General features: G+C 59.2%; 18 protein-coding genes and 1 tRNA gene. 11 read left to right on the top strand and 8 right to left on the bottom strand.

Annotation, left to right across the window (positions count from 1 at the left end):
• The first annotated feature begins 201 nt into the window (after window positions 1–201).
• From ACGHU1_RS05250 to ACGHU1_RS05275, 6 genes are all read left to right on the top strand, one after another.
• The gene (locus ACGHU1_RS05250; RefSeq protein ID WP_390584205.1) at window positions 202–870 is read left to right on the top strand and encodes an energy transducer TonB; all 669 of its coding nucleotides are present in this window, start codon (window positions 202–204) and stop codon (window positions 868–870) included.
• A gap of 73 nt (window positions 871–943) precedes the next feature.
• A complete protein-coding gene (locus ACGHU1_RS05255; RefSeq protein ID WP_390584208.1) occupies window positions 944–1,732 on the top strand; it encodes a MotA/TolQ/ExbB proton channel family protein in 789 nt (262 codons plus the stop codon).
• 115 nt (window positions 1,733–1,847) lie between these two features.
• Window positions 1,848–2,375, top strand: coding sequence for an ExbD/TolR family protein (locus tag ACGHU1_RS05260; RefSeq protein WP_390584210.1), 528 nt, complete (start codon window positions 1,848–1,850; stop codon window positions 2,373–2,375).
• 48 nt (window positions 2,376–2,423) lie between these two features.
• Complete coding sequence (locus tag ACGHU1_RS05265) at window positions 2,424–2,882, top strand: ExbD/TolR family protein (protein ID WP_390584212.1); 459 nt, start codon at window positions 2,424–2,426, stop codon at window positions 2,880–2,882.
• 200 nt (window positions 2,883–3,082) lie between these two features.
• Complete coding sequence (locus ACGHU1_RS05270) at window positions 3,083–3,550, top strand: ExbD/TolR family protein (RefSeq protein WP_390584215.1); 468 nt, start codon at window positions 3,083–3,085, stop codon at window positions 3,548–3,550.
• An 8-nt stretch (window positions 3,551–3,558) separates the two neighbouring features.
• Window positions 3,559–4,122, top strand: a complete 564-nt coding sequence (locus ACGHU1_RS05275) for an ExbD/TolR family protein (protein WP_390584217.1) — start codon at window positions 3,559–3,561, stop codon at window positions 4,120–4,122.
• 17 nt (window positions 4,123–4,139) lie between these two features.
• Here ACGHU1_RS05275 and ACGHU1_RS05280 read toward each other — a convergent pair whose 3' ends face one another.
• The 5 genes from ACGHU1_RS05280 to ACGHU1_RS05300 form a co-directional block, all read right to left on the bottom strand.
• Window positions 4,140–6,617, bottom strand: a complete 2,478-nt coding sequence (locus ACGHU1_RS05280; RefSeq protein ID WP_390584220.1) for a ligase-associated DNA damage response DEXH box helicase — start codon at window positions 6,615–6,617, stop codon at window positions 4,140–4,142.
• Window positions 6,618–6,669: 52 nt separating this feature from the next.
• On the bottom strand, window positions 6,670–7,566 hold the full coding sequence (locus ACGHU1_RS05285) for a DUF2059 domain-containing protein (RefSeq protein WP_390584222.1): 897 nt from the start codon (window positions 7,564–7,566) through the stop codon (window positions 6,670–6,672).
• A 134-nt stretch (window positions 7,567–7,700) separates the two neighbouring features.
• Window positions 7,701–9,131: a phosphoglucomutase/phosphomannomutase PgmG gene (gene pgmG, locus ACGHU1_RS05290; protein WP_390584224.1), complete on the bottom strand. Its 1,431-nt coding sequence runs from the start codon at window positions 9,129–9,131 to the stop codon at window positions 7,701–7,703.
• A 52-nt stretch (window positions 9,132–9,183) separates the two neighbouring features.
• A complete protein-coding gene (locus ACGHU1_RS05295) occupies window positions 9,184–9,498 on the bottom strand; it encodes a molecular chaperone DnaJ (RefSeq protein ID WP_390584226.1) in 315 nt (104 codons plus the stop codon).
• Window positions 9,499–9,503: 5 nt separating this feature from the next.
• Window positions 9,504–10,364, bottom strand: a complete 861-nt coding sequence (locus ACGHU1_RS05300) for a division plane positioning ATPase MipZ (protein WP_390584229.1) — start codon at window positions 10,362–10,364, stop codon at window positions 9,504–9,506.
• A gap of 137 nt (window positions 10,365–10,501) precedes the next feature.
• Here ACGHU1_RS05300 and panC point away from each other — a divergent pair, with 137 nt between their 5' ends.
• From panC to ACGHU1_RS05325, 5 genes are all read left to right on the top strand, one after another.
• Window positions 10,502–11,395 carry a pantoate--beta-alanine ligase gene (gene panC, locus ACGHU1_RS05305; protein ID WP_390584231.1) on the top strand — a complete coding sequence of 298 codons (894 nt, stop codon included), beginning with the start codon at window positions 10,502–10,504 and terminating at the stop codon, window positions 11,393–11,395.
• Window positions 11,396–11,437: 42 nt separating this feature from the next.
• Window positions 11,438–11,511: transfer RNA gene (locus tag ACGHU1_RS05310), tRNA-Gly, on the top strand.
• A gap of 158 nt (window positions 11,512–11,669) precedes the next feature.
• Window positions 11,670–12,572, top strand: coding sequence for a sulfate adenylyltransferase subunit CysD (cysD, locus tag ACGHU1_RS05315; RefSeq protein WP_390584234.1), 903 nt, complete (start codon window positions 11,670–11,672; stop codon window positions 12,570–12,572).
• The gene (gene cysN / locus ACGHU1_RS05320) at window positions 12,572–14,488 is read left to right on the top strand and encodes a sulfate adenylyltransferase subunit CysN (RefSeq protein WP_390584237.1); all 1,917 of its coding nucleotides are present in this window, start codon (window positions 12,572–12,574) and stop codon (window positions 14,486–14,488) included. Before cysD ends, cysN begins: the two co-directional genes overlap by 1 nt.
• 11 nt (window positions 14,489–14,499) lie before the next feature.
• Window positions 14,500–15,252: a 3'(2'),5'-bisphosphate nucleotidase CysQ gene (locus ACGHU1_RS05325; RefSeq protein WP_390584240.1), complete on the top strand. Its 753-nt coding sequence runs from the start codon at window positions 14,500–14,502 to the stop codon at window positions 15,250–15,252.
• On the opposite strand, the gene ACGHU1_RS05330 is transcribed toward ACGHU1_RS05325, so the two are convergent.
• The 3 genes from ACGHU1_RS05330 to ACGHU1_RS05340 all read right to left on the bottom strand — a co-directional run bounded on the left by ACGHU1_RS05330 (window position 15,232) and on the right by ACGHU1_RS05340 (window position 18,426).
• Complete coding sequence (locus ACGHU1_RS05330) at window positions 15,232–15,837, bottom strand: OmpA family protein (RefSeq protein WP_390584242.1); 606 nt, start codon at window positions 15,835–15,837, stop codon at window positions 15,232–15,234. The two genes, ACGHU1_RS05325 and ACGHU1_RS05330, sit on opposite strands and share 21 nt — an antisense overlap.
• Before the next feature lie 38 nt (window positions 15,838–15,875).
• Complete coding sequence (locus ACGHU1_RS05335; protein WP_390584244.1) at window positions 15,876–17,804, bottom strand: cation:proton antiporter; 1,929 nt, start codon at window positions 17,802–17,804, stop codon at window positions 15,876–15,878.
• Between the two features lie 73 nt (window positions 17,805–17,877).
• The gene (locus tag ACGHU1_RS05340; protein WP_390584246.1) at window positions 17,878–18,426 is read right to left on the bottom strand and encodes an adenine phosphoribosyltransferase; all 549 of its coding nucleotides are present in this window, start codon (window positions 18,424–18,426) and stop codon (window positions 17,878–17,880) included.
• Between the last annotated feature and the right edge of the window lie 76 nt (window positions 18,427–18,502).

Here is an 18,502-nt window from a genome sequence, read left to right on the forward strand (position 1 = left end):
ATAAACACCGTTTTTGCCCTGCATTAACGGTGGCCCACTGGGCGGGGACTGGCCATAATCTTTGGAACAGTCACCAATCTGTGGGATTCAATATTCTGGGATTCGCGTATTAGCGGTCCGATTCGGAACCTTTCTGATTCGGACACGACGTGAGAATTGTGCCGGTATGTCCGCCGGCTTGTGATGGAGAGAAGCGACTGGATGGCCTACGCTGACCAACAAATGAGTGGGAACAAGATCGTTTCCATTGTCATAGTGGCGATAATCCATGTTCTGATCGGGTACCTGCTCATCTCCGGCCTAGCCATTTCGGCTGTCAAAGAGGTTATTGAGCGGGTCGAGACGTTCGACTTGGAAGAACCACCACCCCCGCCTGAAGAGCCGGATGAGCCACCGCCAGAGCAGCCGCAAGAAGTTGCGCCGCCGCCTCCGGTAGCGCCGCCGCCTCCGATTAATATTGCGCCGGCACCGCCGCCGATCCGGACGCAGCCGACGATACCGCCGCCCGCTCCGCCGGCGCTGGTTATCCCGCCGCCTGCTCCGGTCGCGCCGCCAGCACCGCCGCCGCCGTCTCAGGCACGTGGCGCAACCACCCGCGGCGAACGCCGCTGGGCGGCCCGTATTCAGGAAAACTATCCCTCACGCGCTCTGCGTGAAGAGATCGAAGGCACGGTTGGCGTTCGCGTCACCGTCACCGCCGATGGGCGTGCCACGAATTGCTCGGTCACCGCATCCAGCGGGTCCAGCATTCTCGATGATGCAGCATGCCGCGGGATGGAACGATATGCCCGGTTCAACCCGGCGCTAAACGCAGCAGGCAATCCGACATCGGATAGCTATGCAACGCGGATTACCTATCGTTTGAACTGATTACGCATTTCGGCTTCGCCCTTGTGGAGAGGGCGCTGCCACTGGGACGAAATTTTCAAGAGGAATACTCGCAATGAACCTTACCTATCTCACAGCTGCCGCCGCTGAAGCGCCAGTCAACGAATTCGGCTTCTGGAAAGCCATGGAAGAAGGCGGCCCCGTCGCCTGGTCGATCCTTGCTGTCATGGTCATCATGTCTGTCGGCTCGTTCTACATCCTCTTCACCAAGCTGTTCGAACAGAACAAGGTGATGAAACAGTACAAGGCTGTCCGTAGCTCATACTGGCGTGCTCCTACGCTGAAAGAAGGCGCGACCAAGCTTGAAAAGAACAGCGCATGGCGCCAGCTCGCCGACGACGCGGTGACCGCGCAGGAGCACCACTCCAAAATGGAAGGTGCTGGCAACGAGATCCACTTCGTCGAGGAAGAGCTTGCTCACTCGCAGGACACGATCAACCAGAGCCTTTCGGGTGGCCTGTCGTTCCTCGCATCGGTCGGTGCTACCGCGCCGTTCATCGGTCTGCTCGGTACGGTTATCGGTATCTATCGCGCCCTGATCAACATCGGCATCGAAGGTTCTGCCTCGATCGATAAGGTTGCCGGTCCGGTTGGTGAAGCTCTCATCATGACTGCCATCGGTCTTCTCGTGGCTGTGCCTGCCGTGCTTGCGTTTAACTGGCTGCAGTCGCGCAACCGCCGCATCAACGCCCTGATGACCGACTTCTCGAACGACATCGTGGCATATATCGGTTCCAACGGTGCGGTTAAGCCTGCCGTCGGCACCCCGGCTGGCAAGCCAAAGGCTGTTGCCAAGCCAGCAACGACCGCAGGTGGTGTTCGCACTCCGCCGACCAAGTCGTAAGGCCAAGGTGAATTAATCGGGGGCCGCTGAGCTTGCGGCCCCTGTCTCACCCCAATTCACGTCCGTGACCAAACGAACGTGTCGAATGAAATTTTTTAGGGATAGGAATTAGGCAATGGCGATTTCGATGGGAGGCGGCGAGACGCCGATGTCCGACATCAACACCACCCCATTGGTGGACGTGATGCTCGTTCTCCTGATCATCTTCCTCATCGCGGTTCCGGTTGCGATCCAGACGATCGAAAAGCTGGAAATTCCAGTCTTCGAATCGATTGAATCGAAGAACAAGGTTGAAAACCTTCTTCTGACCGTCAGCACGACAGATAGCAGCGGACGCAGCGCGGGTGAGCCCGGCTTCGAAGGCGCATCGCGCGGCGGCGAATGCCGGGTCTACTTCAACAACATCACCCCGGTGACGTCTGAAGAATTGTATGACCGGGCCTTTGCCCGCCTCGATGCTATTGTCGATGCAGCTGGCGGAGCCGAAGCCATCATGGAAGATCCGGAGCGTATTCCGCAGGTTCACATCCGCGGTGATACGCAGGCGCCATGGCGCTGTGTTGCCGGTGCGATCTACAACGTGCAGGCCGCAGGCTATCCGACCGTGGGCTTCATTTCGAACCCGGTCGAACCCGGTATCTAACGATATATTCGGACCGGCGATCCGGTTCGACAGCAAGGAGTAACAATCATGGGTATGGCAGGAGGCCAGCTAGACGGCGAGCCGATGCTCGATATGAACATGACACCGCTGATCGACGTTTTGCTCGTTCTGCTGATCATGTTCATCATCACCATCCCGGTGGCAACGCACTCGATCGATATCGATCTGCCGCAGGACAATTCGAACACGCCGCCGCCGGACATTGATCCGGTCAAGAACAAGCTTGTCCTTTCGGCCGCCGACCAGATTCTTTGGAATGGCGAGGCCATTTCGCAGGGGCAGCTGGTTACATTGCTGCAAGAATCGACCCTCATGGCAACCGAGCCTGAGCTTCAGTTTGAGCCAGAGGCATTGGCGAGTTACGACCTGTCGGCCCGCGTGCTGAACCTGATCAAGGCTTCAGGCGTCACCAAGTTCGGTTTTGTCGGTAATGAAAAATACCGGTCATTTGGCACCGGAGGTCCAGGAGCAGGCGGCCAGCAATAGGCTCCAGCCAGCTTTCGGCTAGTACAATCAAGGGGCGGCCCGTAAGGGACCGCCCCTTTTTCATGTCCGAGATGCAGCATGGCCAGCCAGTTGCGATCCACGTACGGGTACGCATTAGGCAACCTTTCAGTTATGATATACAGTGTCTGCCGATAGTGCACGTCCATCTATCGAAGTGCGCGCATTCAGGGAGTGCAATCATGACTACTCAGATCATTCCGTATCGTAGCCGGTTTTCCGGGAGCCCGCGCAAGGGACCGTTTAGGCGCAAGCAGCCCATGGGCGAAATGAACGTCACCCCGTTTATCGACGTGCTGCTGGTCCTGCTTATCATGGTCATCCTTGCCGTGCCCATGCCGACCCATCAGACCAGCGTTGAACTACCGGGCGAACCGCCAGTGCTGCCCCTCACAATCGCAGAGGAAAACACGGTGTTCATCACTGCGAATGACGATCTGCTCTGGAACGGCGAGCCTGTTACCCATGCGCAGCTAAGCGCGTCCGTTGCGGCGGTCACCGCGATGGATGAAGAGCCGCTCCTGCGCTTTGAACCTGCGGCCCTCGCCAGCTATGACATGTCAGCGAAAACCATTTCGCTTATCCGGGATGCAGGCGCTGAACGCTTCGCCTTTGTCGAGAACGCCCGGCACAAAGATTTCGGATTGTGAGGCGCAGGATGAGCGTTCGGGGTCGCACCGGGCGCCGCACCCCGCCACCGGAGCTGCCTATCAGTCGCATCGACATTCGCCCGATCGCGATTTTTGCAGCGATCCTCGCGGTGCTTACCTTGCTTTGGAATGCTGCAACACCGCGTACCCATACATTGCTTGTTGATTTGCCATATGTCTCCCACCCATTGGAAACTGCATTCGCTCCAGCATATCTAACGGTGGAACTGGCTAAAGATGGGGCTGTGTTCCTAAATGGATCGCCTATTGCGTTGCGAGAGCTCTCACAGGCGATACAGAATGCCGGGATCGACTACCCGACCGTGCTCTTCAGCCCCCACCCCGATGCTGCTTATGGAAAGTCAGCAGAGGTGCTCGCCGCGATTGCCGCGGCGGGAGTTCACTCAAGCGAAATTTGCTTCGACCGGTTACAGCGATACCAAATGTTCGATCGAGTTTATTTCATACCTCCCCGGTCGGCAGACGGCACAGATGCTCTTGGGTCCGAAGTCAGCTTAATCGTGCCAAGTGGCTGCGAGCAGTTCTTTCAAGGATCAGGGGAAGTTATCTAATCCTCGCCCTCCTGCATTCACTCTTCCGGCGCGATCCGCATGGCATCGCCAATCAGGCTTTCCGCCTCGATCAGCAGCTCATCGTCGACCGCACCCTGCGGCACGGCCTCGCGCCCAATCATGGTCATCACCGGCACCGATAGCGGGCTGACACGGTCCAGCTTCACATGGACCAGTTCGGTCTGTGACCGCTCCAGCAAATCGGCGAGCCGCCCGACATCGGTCATACGTGCCCGCGCATCGGCCCATGCTGCCTCCAGCAGGACATGGTCGGGCTCATACTTCTTCAGCACATCGTAGATGAGGTCGGTCGAAAAGGTGACCTGTTTGCCCGTCTTGCGCTTCCCCGGTTGCTGGCGCTCCACCAGCCCGCTGATCACCGCCACTTCGCGGAAGGCGCGGCGCAGCAGGTGGCTCTCCGTCACCCAATCGGTGAATTCATGTGTCAGGATATCGGGTGACAGCAGCGGTTTGGGATCGTCAACCGGTCGCAGACCCCAGACGGCGAGGCAGTAATCATTGGCAACGAAACCGGCGGGCAACAGACCGCGATCTTCCATGCGGCGGGTGATAAGCATCCCCAGCGACTGGTTCGCGTTCCACCCCTCGAACGTATAATAGGTCGTGTAATGTTTGCCCGCGCGGGGAAAGCTTTCGACCAACAATTCGCCCGGTGCAGGCAAGCGGCTGCGATAATCCTGCACCTCAAGCCATTCACGCACATCGTCGGGAAAACGCCCCCAGCCTGCACGGTCATCCAGCATTTCCTGAACCCGGCCGGCAAGGTGCGTGGTCAGCGGCAGGCGCAGCCCGCCATAGCTGGGGATCGTCGCGCTGGTTTTGGCCGCCCGAACGATCACGTCCATATCCTTCACGCTCTCGACCTCCACACTCATTCCGGCAAAAAAGAATGTGTCACCGGTCGATAATTGCGCAGCGAAGCGTTCTTCGACCTTGCCGAGTTGCCGGCCATTCTTGAACCGCACGGTCAGCATTTCGCTGTCGATAATTATCCCGGCATTCAGCCGGTGGCGCTGCGCCTGATTGGGGTGGGCGAGCCGCCATGTGCCATCTTTCGACCGGACGATGCGCTTGAACCGGTCATAGGCTTTGAGCGCATAGCCGCCGTTCTCGACAAAGCTGAGGACGCGCTGCAGGCCTTCCTCATCCAGCCAGGCATAGGATAAGGCCGAACGGATTTCAGCGAGCAGATCGTCTTCATGAAAAGGCGCGGCGCAGGCGCACGCCATGACATGCTGAGCGAGGACATCCAGCCCCCCTGCGCGAAATTCCTCACCGTCCCGCTGCCCTTCGTCAACGGCGTCCTTTGCTGCCATCGCTTCGAGAAATTCGAAGCGGTTGCCCGGGACCAGGACAGCCCTGCTGCGCGTATCAAGCCGGTGGCCTGCGCGCCCGATCCTCTGCAACAGCCGAGAAGACCCTTTGGGCGCGCCCATTTGCACGACCAGGTCGATATCGCCCCAATCTACGCCCAGGTCGAGGCTGGCTGTGGCCACCAGCGCGCGCAATTCGCCCCGCGCCATTGCCTCTTCCACCTTACGCCGCGCTTCCTTTGACAGGCTGCCGTGGTGAACGCCGATGGGCAGGTGATCTTCGTTTTCCTCCCACAAGCATTGAAAGATAAACTCGGCGAGGAAACGGGTGTTTGTGAAAATCAAAGTGGTGCGATTGGCCTTGATCGCTTCATAAAGCTGACCCACCGCCCAGCGCCCGGCATGCCCGCCCCACGGGATGCGCTCTTCGATGGGCAGCAGGATCTCGACGTCGGGCTCTGCGCCCTTTTCGCCCAGCACCAGATCGGCGGCATGTATCTCTCCTGCCGCGTCTGCGGGTTGCGGCGCGAGCCATTCCTGAAAGCTCAGCGGATTGGCCAGTGTCGCGGACAGCGCAGAGCGTTGCATATCCGGCGCGATTTTGCCGAGCCGTGCCAGCGACAGCGCAAGCAGATCGCCGCGCTTTCCGGTGGCGAAGGCGTGGACCTCATCAATCACTACCCGTTTCAGCCCCGCAAACAGATCGAGGCTCTCGGGATAGGACAGGAGCAGCGAAAGGCTTTCCGGTGTGGTCAGCAGGATATGCGGCGGTTTTTCGCGCTGGCGTTTCTTGCGATCCGACGGGGTGTCGCCGCTGCGCGTTTCGACCTTGATCGGCAGTCCGATCTCCTCAATCGGCGTCAGCAGGTTGCGCTTCACATCATGGGCCAACGCCTTGAGCGGGGAGATATAGAGCGTGTGCAATCCGTCCTGCGGGGCGGTGCCTGAAGAGGGCGCAAAATCGCACAAGGTCGGCAAAAACCCGGCAAGCGTCTTGCCCGCGCCGGTATCTGCCACCAGCAAAGCGTCGCGCCCCTCGCGCGCCTTTTCCAGCATTTCGAGCTGATGACGGCGCACACGCCAGCCGCGCCCATCGAACCATTGCTGGATTTCTACGGGAAGGGATGGTTCCGGCGAAAGAGCGGATGGGGCGCGGGTCATGTTGTCACAACCGACCGGAGCGCGCGCGCGTTCCGCCTAATGTGAGGCAGCGTTAAAAGAAGTCCCCAGCATCCTCTTCGACCACTTCCTCTTCGGGCGGCTGCAAGGCGTCGAGTTCAGCTTCACCCTTGCCGATCAGCCGCGCGGCGCGGGCCCGTTCATTGGCGCTGAGATCGCCGAAAGAGCGGGCCTCTGCCAATTGCTCATCCAGCGTCTTAAAGCTTTCCATCATACCCGGCATGACCTCCATCATGGCCGGACCCATCTGCTCCATCACGCCCAGCATCTGCGGGTCGTATTGAACCAGAAAGCTTTGCTGCGCGAATTTCTCTCCGACCGGCTTTTCAAAAAAAGCGAGCAGTTCGGTCATTTCATCTGCGCCGAATTTGGTCGTGAGCGCGCGGGCATACGCATCGCGATATGCAGGCTCAATCGCATTAAACAGGCCGCCCACCATCTCAATGAGTATTTCACTCATCTTGTTGGTGCGCGCCTCAAACGCTGGATCGAAGATATCGAGCACCTCCTGCGCCTGATCGTCATCCAATGCTTCGAGTTCATCGGCGTCGACGCCCGTGATGCTTGAAATGCGTAAGCGCGGATTGCCCGACACCGCCCCCATCATGGCAGCCATCATTGGCTCCATCGAATCCTGCATCGCGATGCCAAATGTCCCGACCGGCATGATCTTGTCGACCATCTCGCTTGCAAGCGGCATCAACGCTTCCTGCTCTGCCGTCAGCGGCTCGGCCTTGAATATCTCACCGAAGATCGCAAAACTCTCGTCCATTTCGCGTTCCAGAGTGGCCATTGCCTCCTCTTCTTCAGTCGGGAATTCGAAGGCTTCTTCGACCTCCGGCTCGTCTTGCGCCGATGCCGCGACGGGGGTCAGTGCGAATGCAGCTGCTGCAAAAAGTGCCGGAGGCGAGAGCATTGTCCTTACAGTCATCGATTTCCCTCTGTTGAACACATGTGTGGAGTGTCTAACGCCCCGAAAATTACCAGCGGGATAACGCCGTTCTATTTTCCGGCCAAGCCTGGAATGCTGGGTTTCCTTGCGCGAATCGCCAGCCCAAAATCGGTTCAGTGTCCCATGCTTTCGCCGCGCTCCAAACCCGATAGCGCGAGTTGCTCATCGATCTGGCCCATTAGCCGCTCCAGTCCTTCCTCGGTGTCGCTCTCGGCGCGCGCTACCAGCACGTCCTGCGTGTTCGAGGCGCGCAGCAGCCACCAGCCATCGGCGGTGTTGACCCGCACGCCGTCGGTGGCGTTCACTTCTTCGACTTGCGGTCCAGGATTGGTGGTGAGCCGCTCGCTGATCTCGGCAATCGCCGGGAACTTGCGCGCCTCGTCGACCTGAAACCGCATTTCCGGCGTATTGAGCATGTCGGGCATGGCAGTGCGAAGCTCAGTCACCGATTTACCCAGCCGCGCCGATGCCGCGAGCAGACGAATCCCTGCGTAAAGCGCGTCGTCAAACCCGTAATATGTGTCGGCAAAGAACACATGCCCGCTCATTTCGCCGGCCAGCGGTGAACCTGTTTCCTTCATTTTGGACTTAATCAGTGAATGGCCGGTCTTCCACATCAGCGGCTTTCCGCCGTTGGCTGCGATGGAATCAAACAGCGCGCGGCTGGCCTTCACATCGGCGATAATCGTCGCGTTCTGGTGGGTTTTGAGCACGTCCTCGGCATAGATCATGAGCAATTGGTCGCCCCAGATGACCCGGCCCTCACCATCGATCGCGCCGATTCGGTCGCCATCACCATCAAAAGCCACTCCAAAATCGAGGTTCTTGGACGCGACCAGCTCCCGCAGATCGGCCAGGTTTGCCTCAACAGTTGGATCAGGATGGTGATTGGGAAAATGTCCGTCGACTTCGGTAAACAGAAGATGGTGCTCCCCGGGGAGCTTCGCGGCAAGAGCTTCCAGCGCGGGACCAGCGGCGCCGTTTCCGGCGTCCCAGCCGACCTTGACCCCTTCCAAAGAGGCTCTGTCGATCCCTGCCAGTCCTTCGAGCATACGCTCGACATACTCGCTCAGGATGTCGCGGCTGGAAACGTCTCCGGCACCGTCGTTCCAATCCCCGACAGCGGAGATTTCGCCGAGCTTCTGGATGTCGGCGCCGAAGAACGGACGCCCCTGAAATACCATTTTGAAGCCATTGTAATTGGGGGGATTGTGGCTGCCAGTTATCTGAATGCCGCCATGCACCTCTTCGCTTGATGCTTCTGCGTAATACAGCATCGGGGTCGCCCCCATGCCGATTTTCACGACATTGCAGCCGCTGGCGGTAAGCCCTTCGACCAGCGCATGTTCGAGCATGGGGGAACTGACGCGCCCGTCATAACCCACCGCGACAGTCGGACTGGTCAGCCCTTCATCGCTCTCACGGATCAACAGCGTGCCAAAACTGCGGCCAATGGCGCGCGCATCGTCCGGCCCCAGCGTTTCACCGATAATGCCGCGAATGTCATATTCGCGAAGGACCGTGGGATCGAATGTGTGCGTCATAATGATGGTTCCTGTTGTTGGTCAGGGTCATAAGGGGCGAAGTGCTACGCGCTTATGACGGATCGTCACGCTCGATATCTGCAGTTGGTGGCGGCAGATCCTCCAGCAGCAGGTCACGCGCGTCATTCGCTTCATGCACGTCGGCATTGGTGCCGCCCTTGTCAGGGTGAACCTTTGCCAAAAGCTTTTTGTGAGCGGCCAGCACATCCTCGCGGCTGGCGCCTTTCTCCACCCGAAGCAATTGCCGCGCGCGTGAAATGCGCTGGGATCGAGAAGGCGTGCCCTGCATGGATTGCCAGGGCCATTGCCCGAACGCCCATCGGAACAAAACTATGAGGATCAGGAGGATTATCGCAATGCGAAGCATACTGCTTACGCTAGCTCTAAACGCTTTTGGCTGCGAGAGAATTCGGGAAGATTCAGCGCTTTCAGCAAAGCGCGCAATTCCTGCCGCGCGACCAGATGGCTTGTGCCAAGCTCACCCAGATGCCCCTTGTCGAGCAATGTCAGACCAGAAGGAAACAGCTCGCGGTAAATCACGCGCTCTGAAAGGCCGTGCGACACGCGAAAACCGACGCGTTTCGACATTTCAGCGAGCGCCTGCTCGATCCGGACCATGTTGCGCGCCTCGGTATGGCCGGTGCGATTGCGCACCACGATCCAATCCATCTCAGGACGGTTGCCTTCTGCTGTGGCCCGACTGCGTTTAAGGCGCGCCTCCCAGATCAATTCGGCGAAGAAGGACAGTTTCTTCACCTTGAATGTATCGGAATCGACTTGCCCGATAAGGTCGAAATCGACGAAGCTGTCGTTCATCGGCGTGACCAAAGTATCGGCATTTTCCGCCGCCAGTCGCGCCAGCGGATCGTCGCGGCCCGGATTGTCGATGACGAGGAAATCACAGGTCCGCTCCAGACGGTCCATCGTGCTCAGCAATTCCTGCGCCGTCTCTCCGCGAAAAACCTCGCAGCCGGGTGTGGGCAGCGTGATCTTGCGCCGCTCAAGCGTGCCGAGGCGGTTTTCGATATAGCGATGCGTGGTGCGCTGGCGCGGATCGAGGTCCAGCGCGGTCACGCGCGCACCGAGATATGAGAGCGCCACGGCGATATGAACCGCGGTCGTGGATTTGCCTGTCCCGCCTTTCTCGTTTGCGAAGACGATGCGGTGGGCGGGTTTGGGGGTGGATTTCGCGGAGGTATCTGCGGAATTAGGGGGGCTTGTGCGTTCGGTCATGGCTAAGGGAGCGTTCCTGAAGGTGGCCGTTGACAGCGAGACCGAAAACTTTTGCCCAAGCCGCGGTGCGGACAAGGTTTGAGTGTGGACTGCGACCGTCTACTATTGCCCTAGAACTTACCGGGGGAGGACAACAGGTGCAAATCGCAAACACGCTCGATGTGTTGAGAACAGGCGTCGACAAGCTGCGCAGCGGCGGCGACACCGTTGCACTGGTGCCCACGATGGGCGCTTTGCATGAAGGGCACCTGACCCTTGTCCGCCGGGCCCGCGAGGTTTGCGATCATGTCGCCGCGTCCATCTTCGTCAATCCCACGCAGTTCGGACCGAACGAAGATCTCGACGCCTATCCCCGCCAGATGGAGGAAGACGCAGCGATGCTGGCGCGTGAAGGCTGCGCCCTGCTGTGGGCACCCGATGTGCAGGTCATGTACCCGGATGGCTTTGCCACCAGCATATCCGTTGCCGGAGTTAGCAAAGGGCTGTGCGGGGCGTCGCGTCCGGGGCATTTCGACGGCGTGGCAACGGTGGTCTGCAAACTGTTCAATCAGGTCCGACCGACCCATGCATTTTTTGGAGAGAAAGATTACCAGCAGCTCGCCGTGATCCGCACCATGGCCCGCGACCTCGATTTATCGTTTCCGCATGTCCATTCTATCATCGGCGTGCCTACCGTGCGCGAGGAGGACGGCCTCGCCATGTCCAGCCGCAACCGGTATCTGTCGGCAGAACATCGCAACGCCGCCGCCACGCTCCCGCGCGAGATGCAGGAGGCAATTGCCCGGATCGAGGATGGGCAGGACGTAACGCCGACGCTGGGCGCACTGGAGGATGCCCTGCTGGGCGCAGGTTTTTCATCTGTAGATTATGCGAGCCTCGTCGATGCGGCATCTCTTGCCCCGCTATCGGCACTGGAACAAAGACCCGCCAGATTGCTCGTCGCAGCCCGCATCGGAACGACGCGGCTTATTGACAACATGGCGGTGGAAGCGGCGTCACAGGCCACCTGTATGTTGACGCGGCGGCCCTAAAAGTGGCAAGGGGCCAGCGCCCGGTGGGAACTACCGTCGTGAGCGGGTATAGCATAGTGGTAATGCTCTAGCCTTCCAAGCTAGCTAGAGGGGTTCGATTCCCCTTACCCGCTCCATTCCTTCCCATCTGCAACGCTCGGATTTGCCGGTCTTGGCAAGCCCGGATTTGCGCGCATACCCCCTTCGGCTAGTCGGCGCGGCAATATGCATCTCTTTGATAGCTGCAACTATTTCTACGCTTGTTTTGTGCGGGCAGCCCTTTAGCTGATGCTGCATGCGCACACTGACCCATCTCGAACGGCTAGAAGCCGAGAGTATTCATATTTTCCGCGAAGTCGTGGCCGAGGCTGAAAACCCGGTTATGCTGTATTCGGTCGGCAAGGATTCGTCGGTTATGCTGCACCTTGCGCGAAAGGCGTTCTATCCCTCGCCCCCGCCATTCCCGATGCTGCATGTTGCGAGCGGTTGGGATTTTCAGGCACTGCTTGAACACCGGGACAAAACGGTGCGCGAATACGGGCTGGAGCTGATCGTTGCGCAGAATGATGAAGCAGAGGCGCAGGGTATCAACCCGTTCGACACTGGCAGCGCGCTTTACAGCCAGGCGCAGCTTACCGATCCGCTGAAACGTGCACTTACCGAAAACGGGTTCGACGCAGCATTTGGTGGGGGCCGCCGTGACGAGGAAAAGGCGCGCGCGAAGGAGCGCGTATTCTCTTTCCGCACAGCCTCGCACCGCTGGGATCCGAAGAACCAGCGCCCCGAGCTTTGGAACCTTTACAACGCGAAAAAGAACAAGGGCGAAAGCATCCGCGTCTTCCCGATCTCCAACTGGACCGAGCTGGATATCTGGCAGTACATCGCGCTGGAAAACATCGACATCGTGCCGCTTTACCTGTCGGAAAAACGCCCGACGGTTGAGCGCGACGGGCTGCTTCTCGTGGTTGATGATGACCGGTTCCGCCTTGAAGACGGCGAGGAGCCGGTTGAACGCTCCGTCCGTTTCCGCACGCTTGGCTGTTATCCGCTGACCGGCGCGACGGAAAGCGATGCAACCGATATGAATAAGATCATTCAGGAAATGCTGCTGGCCACCGGGTCAGAGCGGCAGGGGCGCGCCATCGATAAAGGGCAGTCGGCCAGCATGGAAGACAAGAAGCAGGAGGGGTATTTCTGATGACCATTCAGGATTCCAGCTTCAAAACCGATGCGCTGATCGCTGAGGACATCGACGCCTATCTGGACCAGCACCAGCACAAAAGTCTGCTGCGGTTCATCACGTGCGGCAGTGTGGATGATGGCAAATCGACGCTGATCGGGCGGTTGCTTTACGATTCGAAAATGATCTTTGAAGATCAGCTGACCGCGCTGGAAAGCGACAGCGCGAAACACGGCACACAGGGCGACGAGATTGATTTCGCACTGCTGGTCGATGGCCTCGCCGCAGAGCGCGAACAGGGCATCACCATCGACGTAGCCTACCGGTTTTTCACGACCGAAAAGCGCAAATTCATTGTCGCGGACACGCCCGGCCACGAACAATACACCCGCAATATGGTCACTGGCGCCTCGACCGCCGATCTTGCTGTCATTCTGGTCGATGCGCGCAAGGGTATCCTGCAGCAGACACGGCGGCACAGTTTCCTGGTGCATCTGCTGGGGATCAAGCATCTGGTGCTGGCGGTGAACAAGATGGACCTGGTTGATTACGATCAGGCCGCGTTCGACGCGATTGTCGCCGATTACACCTCTTTTGCGAAAGAGGTCGGTATCGAGGCGTTTACCCCGATCCCGATTTCCGGGTTCAAGGGCGACAATATCACCGTGTCCCCGTCGCCGAACACCCCATGGTATAACGGGCAGGCGCTGATCGAGCATCTCGAAACGGTCGAGCTTGCCAACACCGCCGCGCAGGAACGGTCTTTCCGTATGCCGGTCCAGTGGGTCAATCGTCCCAATCTCGATTTTCGCGGGTTTGCTGGTTTGATCGCGGGTGGTACTATCCGTCCCGGAGATGCGGTGCGCATCGTGCCCGCCGGAAAGACCAGCAAAATTCGCTCGATCACCACCTTCGACGGCGATCTGGAAGAAGCGGTTGCCGGTCAATCGGTCACACTCACCCTCGAAGACGAGGTCGATTGCAGCCGCGGCGACGTGATCGCGGCCGCAGACAATCCACCTGAAGCTTCCGACCAGTTTAGCGCGAAATTAGTCTGGATGGATGAAGAGGCGCTGAAACCGGGCCGCGGATACTGGCTCAAAATCGGCAGCCAGATGGTGACAGCGACTATCCAGCCGCCGAAGTATGAAATCGATGTCAATTCGCTTGAACATCTGGCGGCCAAGACGCTGGAGCTGAACTCGATTGGCGTCGCCGAATTCTCGACCGACCGGCCGATCACCTTCGAACCGTACGAAACAAGCCGCCAGATGGGCGGTTTCATCCTTGTCGACAAATTCACCAACGCCACCATCGGCGCCGGGATGATCGATTTCAGCCTTCGCCGCGCGCAAAACGTCCATTGGCAGCCGACCACGGTTTCCCGCGAAGACCATGCCGGGATGAAGAACCAGAAACCGCGTGTGCTGTGGTTCACCGGTCTATCCGGCTCGGGCAAATCAACCATTGCCAACGAGGTTGAAAAGCAGCTCGCGATCATGAACCGCCACACCTTCCTGCTCGACGGGGACAATGTTCGCCACGGTCTGAATAAAGATCTGGGCTTTACCGAAACCGACCGGATCGAGAATATCCGGCGCATTGGCGAGGTCGCGAAACTGATGGCGGATGCCGGCCTGATCGTGCTCACCGCCTTCATCTCGCCGTTCCGCGCGGAACGCAGGATGGTGCGCGACATGTTGCCCGATGGCGAGTTCATCGAGGTGTTTGTGGACACCCCGCTGGAGGTTGCAGAGCAGCGCGATGTGAAGGGTCTGTACAAAAAAGCCCGTGCAGGAGAGCTGAAGAACTTTACCGGAATCGACAGTCCATACGAACCGCCGGAACAGCCCGAAATTCGGGTGAACACGGTCGATATGACACCGGTTGAAGGCGCCGATTACATCATCAAACAGATCCTGCCGCTCAAGTAAGGCTCGCCGACATGACACCAGCTGAGATGACCGACGCGCAGCTAGCCGCGCACCTTGCGGAGATTGCCGGTCGCATTCTGCTGGATGTGCGCGAAAGCGGCATGTTCGAAGGCAAAGCTTTGGGAAAAGCGGGCGATGCGACCGCGAATGAATTCCTGTGTCACGCCCTGCGCGCGGCGCGGCCCGATGACGCATTGCTGTCTGAAGAGGAAAAGGACGACACCGCCCGCTGCGATATCGAGCGCGTCTGGATCGTCGATCCGGTTGATGGCACACGCGAATATGGAGAGCAGCGCGGCGACTGGGCGGTGCATGTCGGTCTTTCGGTAGGCGGAACTGCAACCATAGGCGCTGTTGCTCTGCCCGGCCTTGAGGGCGGGATCGTGCTGCGCACCGATGAGATTTCTGCACTGCCGAAACCTGCTGGAAAGCCGCGGTTCCTCGTCAGCCGATCCCGTCCCGCGAAAGAAGCGGTCGCCGTTGCTGAGGCGATGGACGGCGAACTGGTCGGCATGGGCAGTGCCGGTGCGAAAGCGATGGCTGTCCTGCGCGGAGAGGCTGAAATCTACCTGCATTCCGGCGGTCAGTACGAATGGGATAGTTGCGCGCCGGTGGCTGTCGCGGCGGCGTATGGCCTGCATTGCTCGCGCATTGACGGTTCGCCCATGCGATACAACCAAGCCGATCCCTATTTGCCGGACCTGCTTATCTGCCGCCCGGAATATGCCGAACAAGTTCTGGAATTAGTCGCTGGCCTCGGCTGATTCAGGCTCGTCTTCTGAGCTGTCGCCCAGCGACAGCGTCGGCACGTAAATCTCCACCCGGCGATTGGCAGCGCGTCCCGCCTCGTTCGGTTCGCCATCAGGCAGCGCGTTGGGTTCAACCGGGTTCTGTTCGCCGAACGCGATAATTTCCAGCCGGTCTTCGGCAATTCCGTTTTCAACCAGCCATGCTGCAACGCTGTCCCCGCGCGAGCGTGATGCGCGCATATTGACTTCGTCTCGGCCGCCCGCGTCGCTATGCGCTCTTAGTGTGATCGGCAGGCCAAGCGCGGCCTGCTCAGAGGCCAATAGCTCTTGCAGGGTGGAGATTGCGGCATCGTCCAAATCGCTTCCGCCATCGGGGAAACTGACGGTCAGGCGCAGCTCTTTCAGCGGCTCTTCGGGCGTTTCAGGCTGTTCGACGTCCGGTCTTATTATAGACACCGGCGCATCGGGCGAAGGTGTCGCAGCGGTGTCGACGGTGTCGTCTGCCGGCAAATTGGCGTCCTCTCGCCCCCCGCATGCAGCAAGGGCAGCGCAGGCTGCCACGGTGATCGGGAGGGTCGTGAATATCGAATGTTTTCTCATCGGGGCCTCGTTTTCGAAGTCTTCTCGTGTGAGCGGGTTCATGTCGCTTGCGGCTTGGGCGGTTTGGCTTGCGATTGCTCATCGCGCGCCCGTCCGCTTTCCTTTGCCGCGCGTTTTGCAGCCTGTTCCTCGGGTGTCCGCAGCTGCGGCGGGGTGAAGGTTATGATCGTATCGCCCGCACGCGGTTCAGGCCGCGCTGCGTGAGTGAAAAACCGCAAGGTTCCGGTGCTGCGCACCAGCAATAGCATATTTGCGCTATCCGGCAGTTTTTCCTGCGCCTTTTCAAAATCAAATTCGTCTGAAAGTTTCGTTTTGCGGAACACCCAGCCCTGCTGCTGGCGTTCGAGCACATCGGTCACTCCGAAACCGCTTTCAAAGAGCGCGCGCCCGCGCAGTGTTGGCGGAAGGGCATGCTTGTCATCATCACCATCTGCGCTTTCGCCCAGCTGATAGACGCTGTCGCGGCCAATTTCGTGCGCGAACTCATTACAAACGAGGGTATTGTATGCCTCGTTATCGGTGGCCGCGACGAGCACTTGATACGGCGACAGGTCGAGGTTGTGCTCAGTTGCCTCGTTCAGGATTTCACCGTGGTAAAATGGCAGTCCCTCACGGCGTGCCGGACCCAGGCTTTGCCAGCTGGGATCGACGATCATGACGGGCGTTTTGAGCGCCTGCATCTCTTTCGCGAGCGCGATTGTCCAAGGTGTGGAGCCAACGATCAGCAATCCGGGCCGTGACGTGCCTTTTACATCCAGCCATTTGGCCACGATGTTGATCGTGAAACCGTGCGCAACGACCGTCGCGACGACCACCGCAAAGCTGAGCGCGGTAAGCACCTGCCCGTCGCTATAGCCCAGATCGGCGAGGCGCAGTGCGAACAAGCCCGAAATCGCGACAAGCACAATACCGCGCGGCGCGATCCAGGCGATAAACAGCCGCTCGTTCCATGGCACATCCGATCCGAGCAAGCTGATCAGCACCGTCAGCGGGCGCACAATAAACAGCAGCGCCAGCACGAACAGGATGAAGCGCAGTCCAACCTCGGTCGAAGGATCGAGATAGGCGAGATCGTTGATCGTCAGGCTGGAGGCGAGCACGATGAAGATGCCGGATACAAGCAGAACCGCGACGTTTTCCTTAAACAGGTGGATCGACCGCAAGCTTGAAAAGCCGCTATTGGCGAGCGTTACGCCCATCACGGTTACCGCAACCAGCCCCGCTTCATGCTCGATTTTGTTCGTCAGAACGAAGACGAAAATGACGGTGATAAACAAGACCGGCACTTTAAGATATTCGGGGATCGCGCCCCGCGGAAAAGCATAAGTGACAAAACGAGCCGCGGCATATCCTACCAATCCGGCAAGGATCGCGGCGATGATGAGCGGCGGGACCACTTCGAACAGCGAGGCGTTGGGGCTCTCCGCGACACGGCGAAAATATTCGTAAGCGATCACCGCACACAATGCGCCGGTGGGATCGTTGACAATGCCTTCCCATTTCAGGATCGAGTTGGGACGGGTCTGAACGTTCGCCTGACGCAGCAGCGGGATCACCACCGTAGGGCCGGTTACGATAAGGATACCGCCGAACAAAATGGCGACGGGCCAAGCCAAACCGCCGATCTGGCTAGCCGCCAGCGCACCAAGCGCCCAGCCTATGACCACGCCGATGGTCGCCAGTCGCCACACCGCTTTACCAGAATGTTTAAGTTCGCGAAGGTCCAGGCTCAGCCCGCCTTCAAACAGGATCAGGGCGACACCGATGCCGATGGCAGGTTCCAGAAGGTCTCCGAACGCCGCCTCCGGGTCGAGCAGGCGGAAACCCAGCTCGCCAGCCACTGGCCCTGCGAGAAATCCTGCGGCCAGCATCAGCACGATGGCTGGCCAACCTGTGCGCCATGCGACCCATTGCGCCCCCACACCGAGGACGCCGATCGTGGCAATTACGAGCGCTTGCGATTCCATTTAAGTTCCTGATTGACCCATGGGATACAATGAATTGCTGGAGCACTCGTTCCTGCGGCGGGTTTGCAAAGGCTCAATCGCCTTCGAACTGCATCAGCGTCTGAACCGCAATTCCCGCCTTGCCGAGTTTCGCCGCGCCGCCGAGATCGGGCAGGTCGATGACGAAAAGTGCATCGCGCACCTGTCCGCCTGCATCACGGAGCAATTGTGCCGCAGCAACGGCCGTGCCCCCCGTTGCGATCAGATCATCGACGATGACGACACTCTCCCCATCACTCACAGCTCCGGGATCAACCTCCAACCGGTCGGTCCCGTATTCTAGCGCGTAATCGACACCGATGGTTTCAATCGGCAGTTTTCCCGGCTTTCTGATGAGCACGAAGCCAATTCCGAGCTGCACTGCAACCGCCGCGCCAAAGATGAATCCGCGCGCCTCCATACCGGCGATCTTGGTCGCACCCTTGGCGCGGGCGAGTGCGGCAAGATGGGCAACGCTGGATGCGAGCCCGTGAGGGTGGCTGATGAGCGTGGTTATGTCGCGGAACTGGATGCCCGGCTGCGGAAAATCCGGCACGGTTCGCACCAGACCTTTCAGATCATCGGGTGAAAGTGTCGCCTGCATCGCTAGTCGTTCCTTAATCTTGCTCCGCACGGACATACCGCGTTCCGCAAAGCAAGTCGCCCCACCATCCGCGGCG

The sequence above is a fragment of the Erythrobacter sp. MTPC3 genome (assembly GCF_042854385.1).
In the GTDB taxonomy this organism is placed as follows: Bacteria; Pseudomonadota; Alphaproteobacteria; order Sphingomonadales; family Sphingomonadaceae; genus Erythrobacter.

Coding starts and splice junctions, on each gene's coding strand:
- ACGHU1_RS05275 (WP_390584217.1), top strand. CDS start 3,559: ATGAGCGTTCGGGGTCGCACCGGGCGCCGCACCCCGCCACCGGAGCTG.
- ACGHU1_RS05300 (WP_390584229.1), bottom strand. CDS start 10,364: ATGACCGAACGCACAAGCCCCCCTAATTCCGCAGATACCTCCGCGAAA.
- ACGHU1_RS05340 (WP_390584246.1), bottom strand. CDS start 18,426: ATGCAGGCGACACTTTCACCCGATGATCTGAAAGGTCTGGTGCGAACC.
- ACGHU1_RS05255 (WP_390584208.1), top strand. CDS start 944: ATGAACCTTACCTATCTCACAGCTGCCGCCGCTGAAGCGCCAGTCAAC.
- ACGHU1_RS05260 (WP_390584210.1), top strand. CDS start 1,848: ATGGCGATTTCGATGGGAGGCGGCGAGACGCCGATGTCCGACATCAAC.
- ACGHU1_RS05270 (WP_390584215.1), top strand. CDS start 3,083: ATGACTACTCAGATCATTCCGTATCGTAGCCGGTTTTCCGGGAGCCCG.
- ACGHU1_RS05280 (WP_390584220.1), bottom strand. CDS start 6,617: ATGACCCGCGCCCCATCCGCTCTTTCGCCGGAACCATCCCTTCCCGTA.
- cysN (WP_390584237.1), top strand. CDS start 12,572: ATGACCATTCAGGATTCCAGCTTCAAAACCGATGCGCTGATCGCTGAG.
- ACGHU1_RS05250 (WP_390584205.1), top strand. CDS start 202: ATGGCCTACGCTGACCAACAAATGAGTGGGAACAAGATCGTTTCCATT.
- ACGHU1_RS05285 (WP_390584222.1), bottom strand. CDS start 7,566: ATGACTGTAAGGACAATGCTCTCGCCTCCGGCACTTTTTGCAGCAGCT.
- ACGHU1_RS05330 (WP_390584242.1), bottom strand. CDS start 15,837: ATGAGAAAACATTCGATATTCACGACCCTCCCGATCACCGTGGCAGCC.
- ACGHU1_RS05295 (WP_390584226.1), bottom strand. CDS start 9,498: ATGCTTCGCATTGCGATAATCCTCCTGATCCTCATAGTTTTGTTCCGA.
- ACGHU1_RS05325 (WP_390584240.1), top strand. CDS start 14,500: ATGACACCAGCTGAGATGACCGACGCGCAGCTAGCCGCGCACCTTGCG.
- ACGHU1_RS05265 (WP_390584212.1), top strand. CDS start 2,424: ATGGGTATGGCAGGAGGCCAGCTAGACGGCGAGCCGATGCTCGATATG.
- cysD (WP_390584234.1), top strand. CDS start 11,670: ATGCGCACACTGACCCATCTCGAACGGCTAGAAGCCGAGAGTATTCAT.
- ACGHU1_RS05335 (WP_390584244.1), bottom strand. CDS start 17,804: ATGGAATCGCAAGCGCTCGTAATTGCCACGATCGGCGTCCTCGGTGTG.
- pgmG (WP_390584224.1), bottom strand. CDS start 9,131: ATGACGCACACATTCGATCCCACGGTCCTTCGCGAATATGACATTCGC.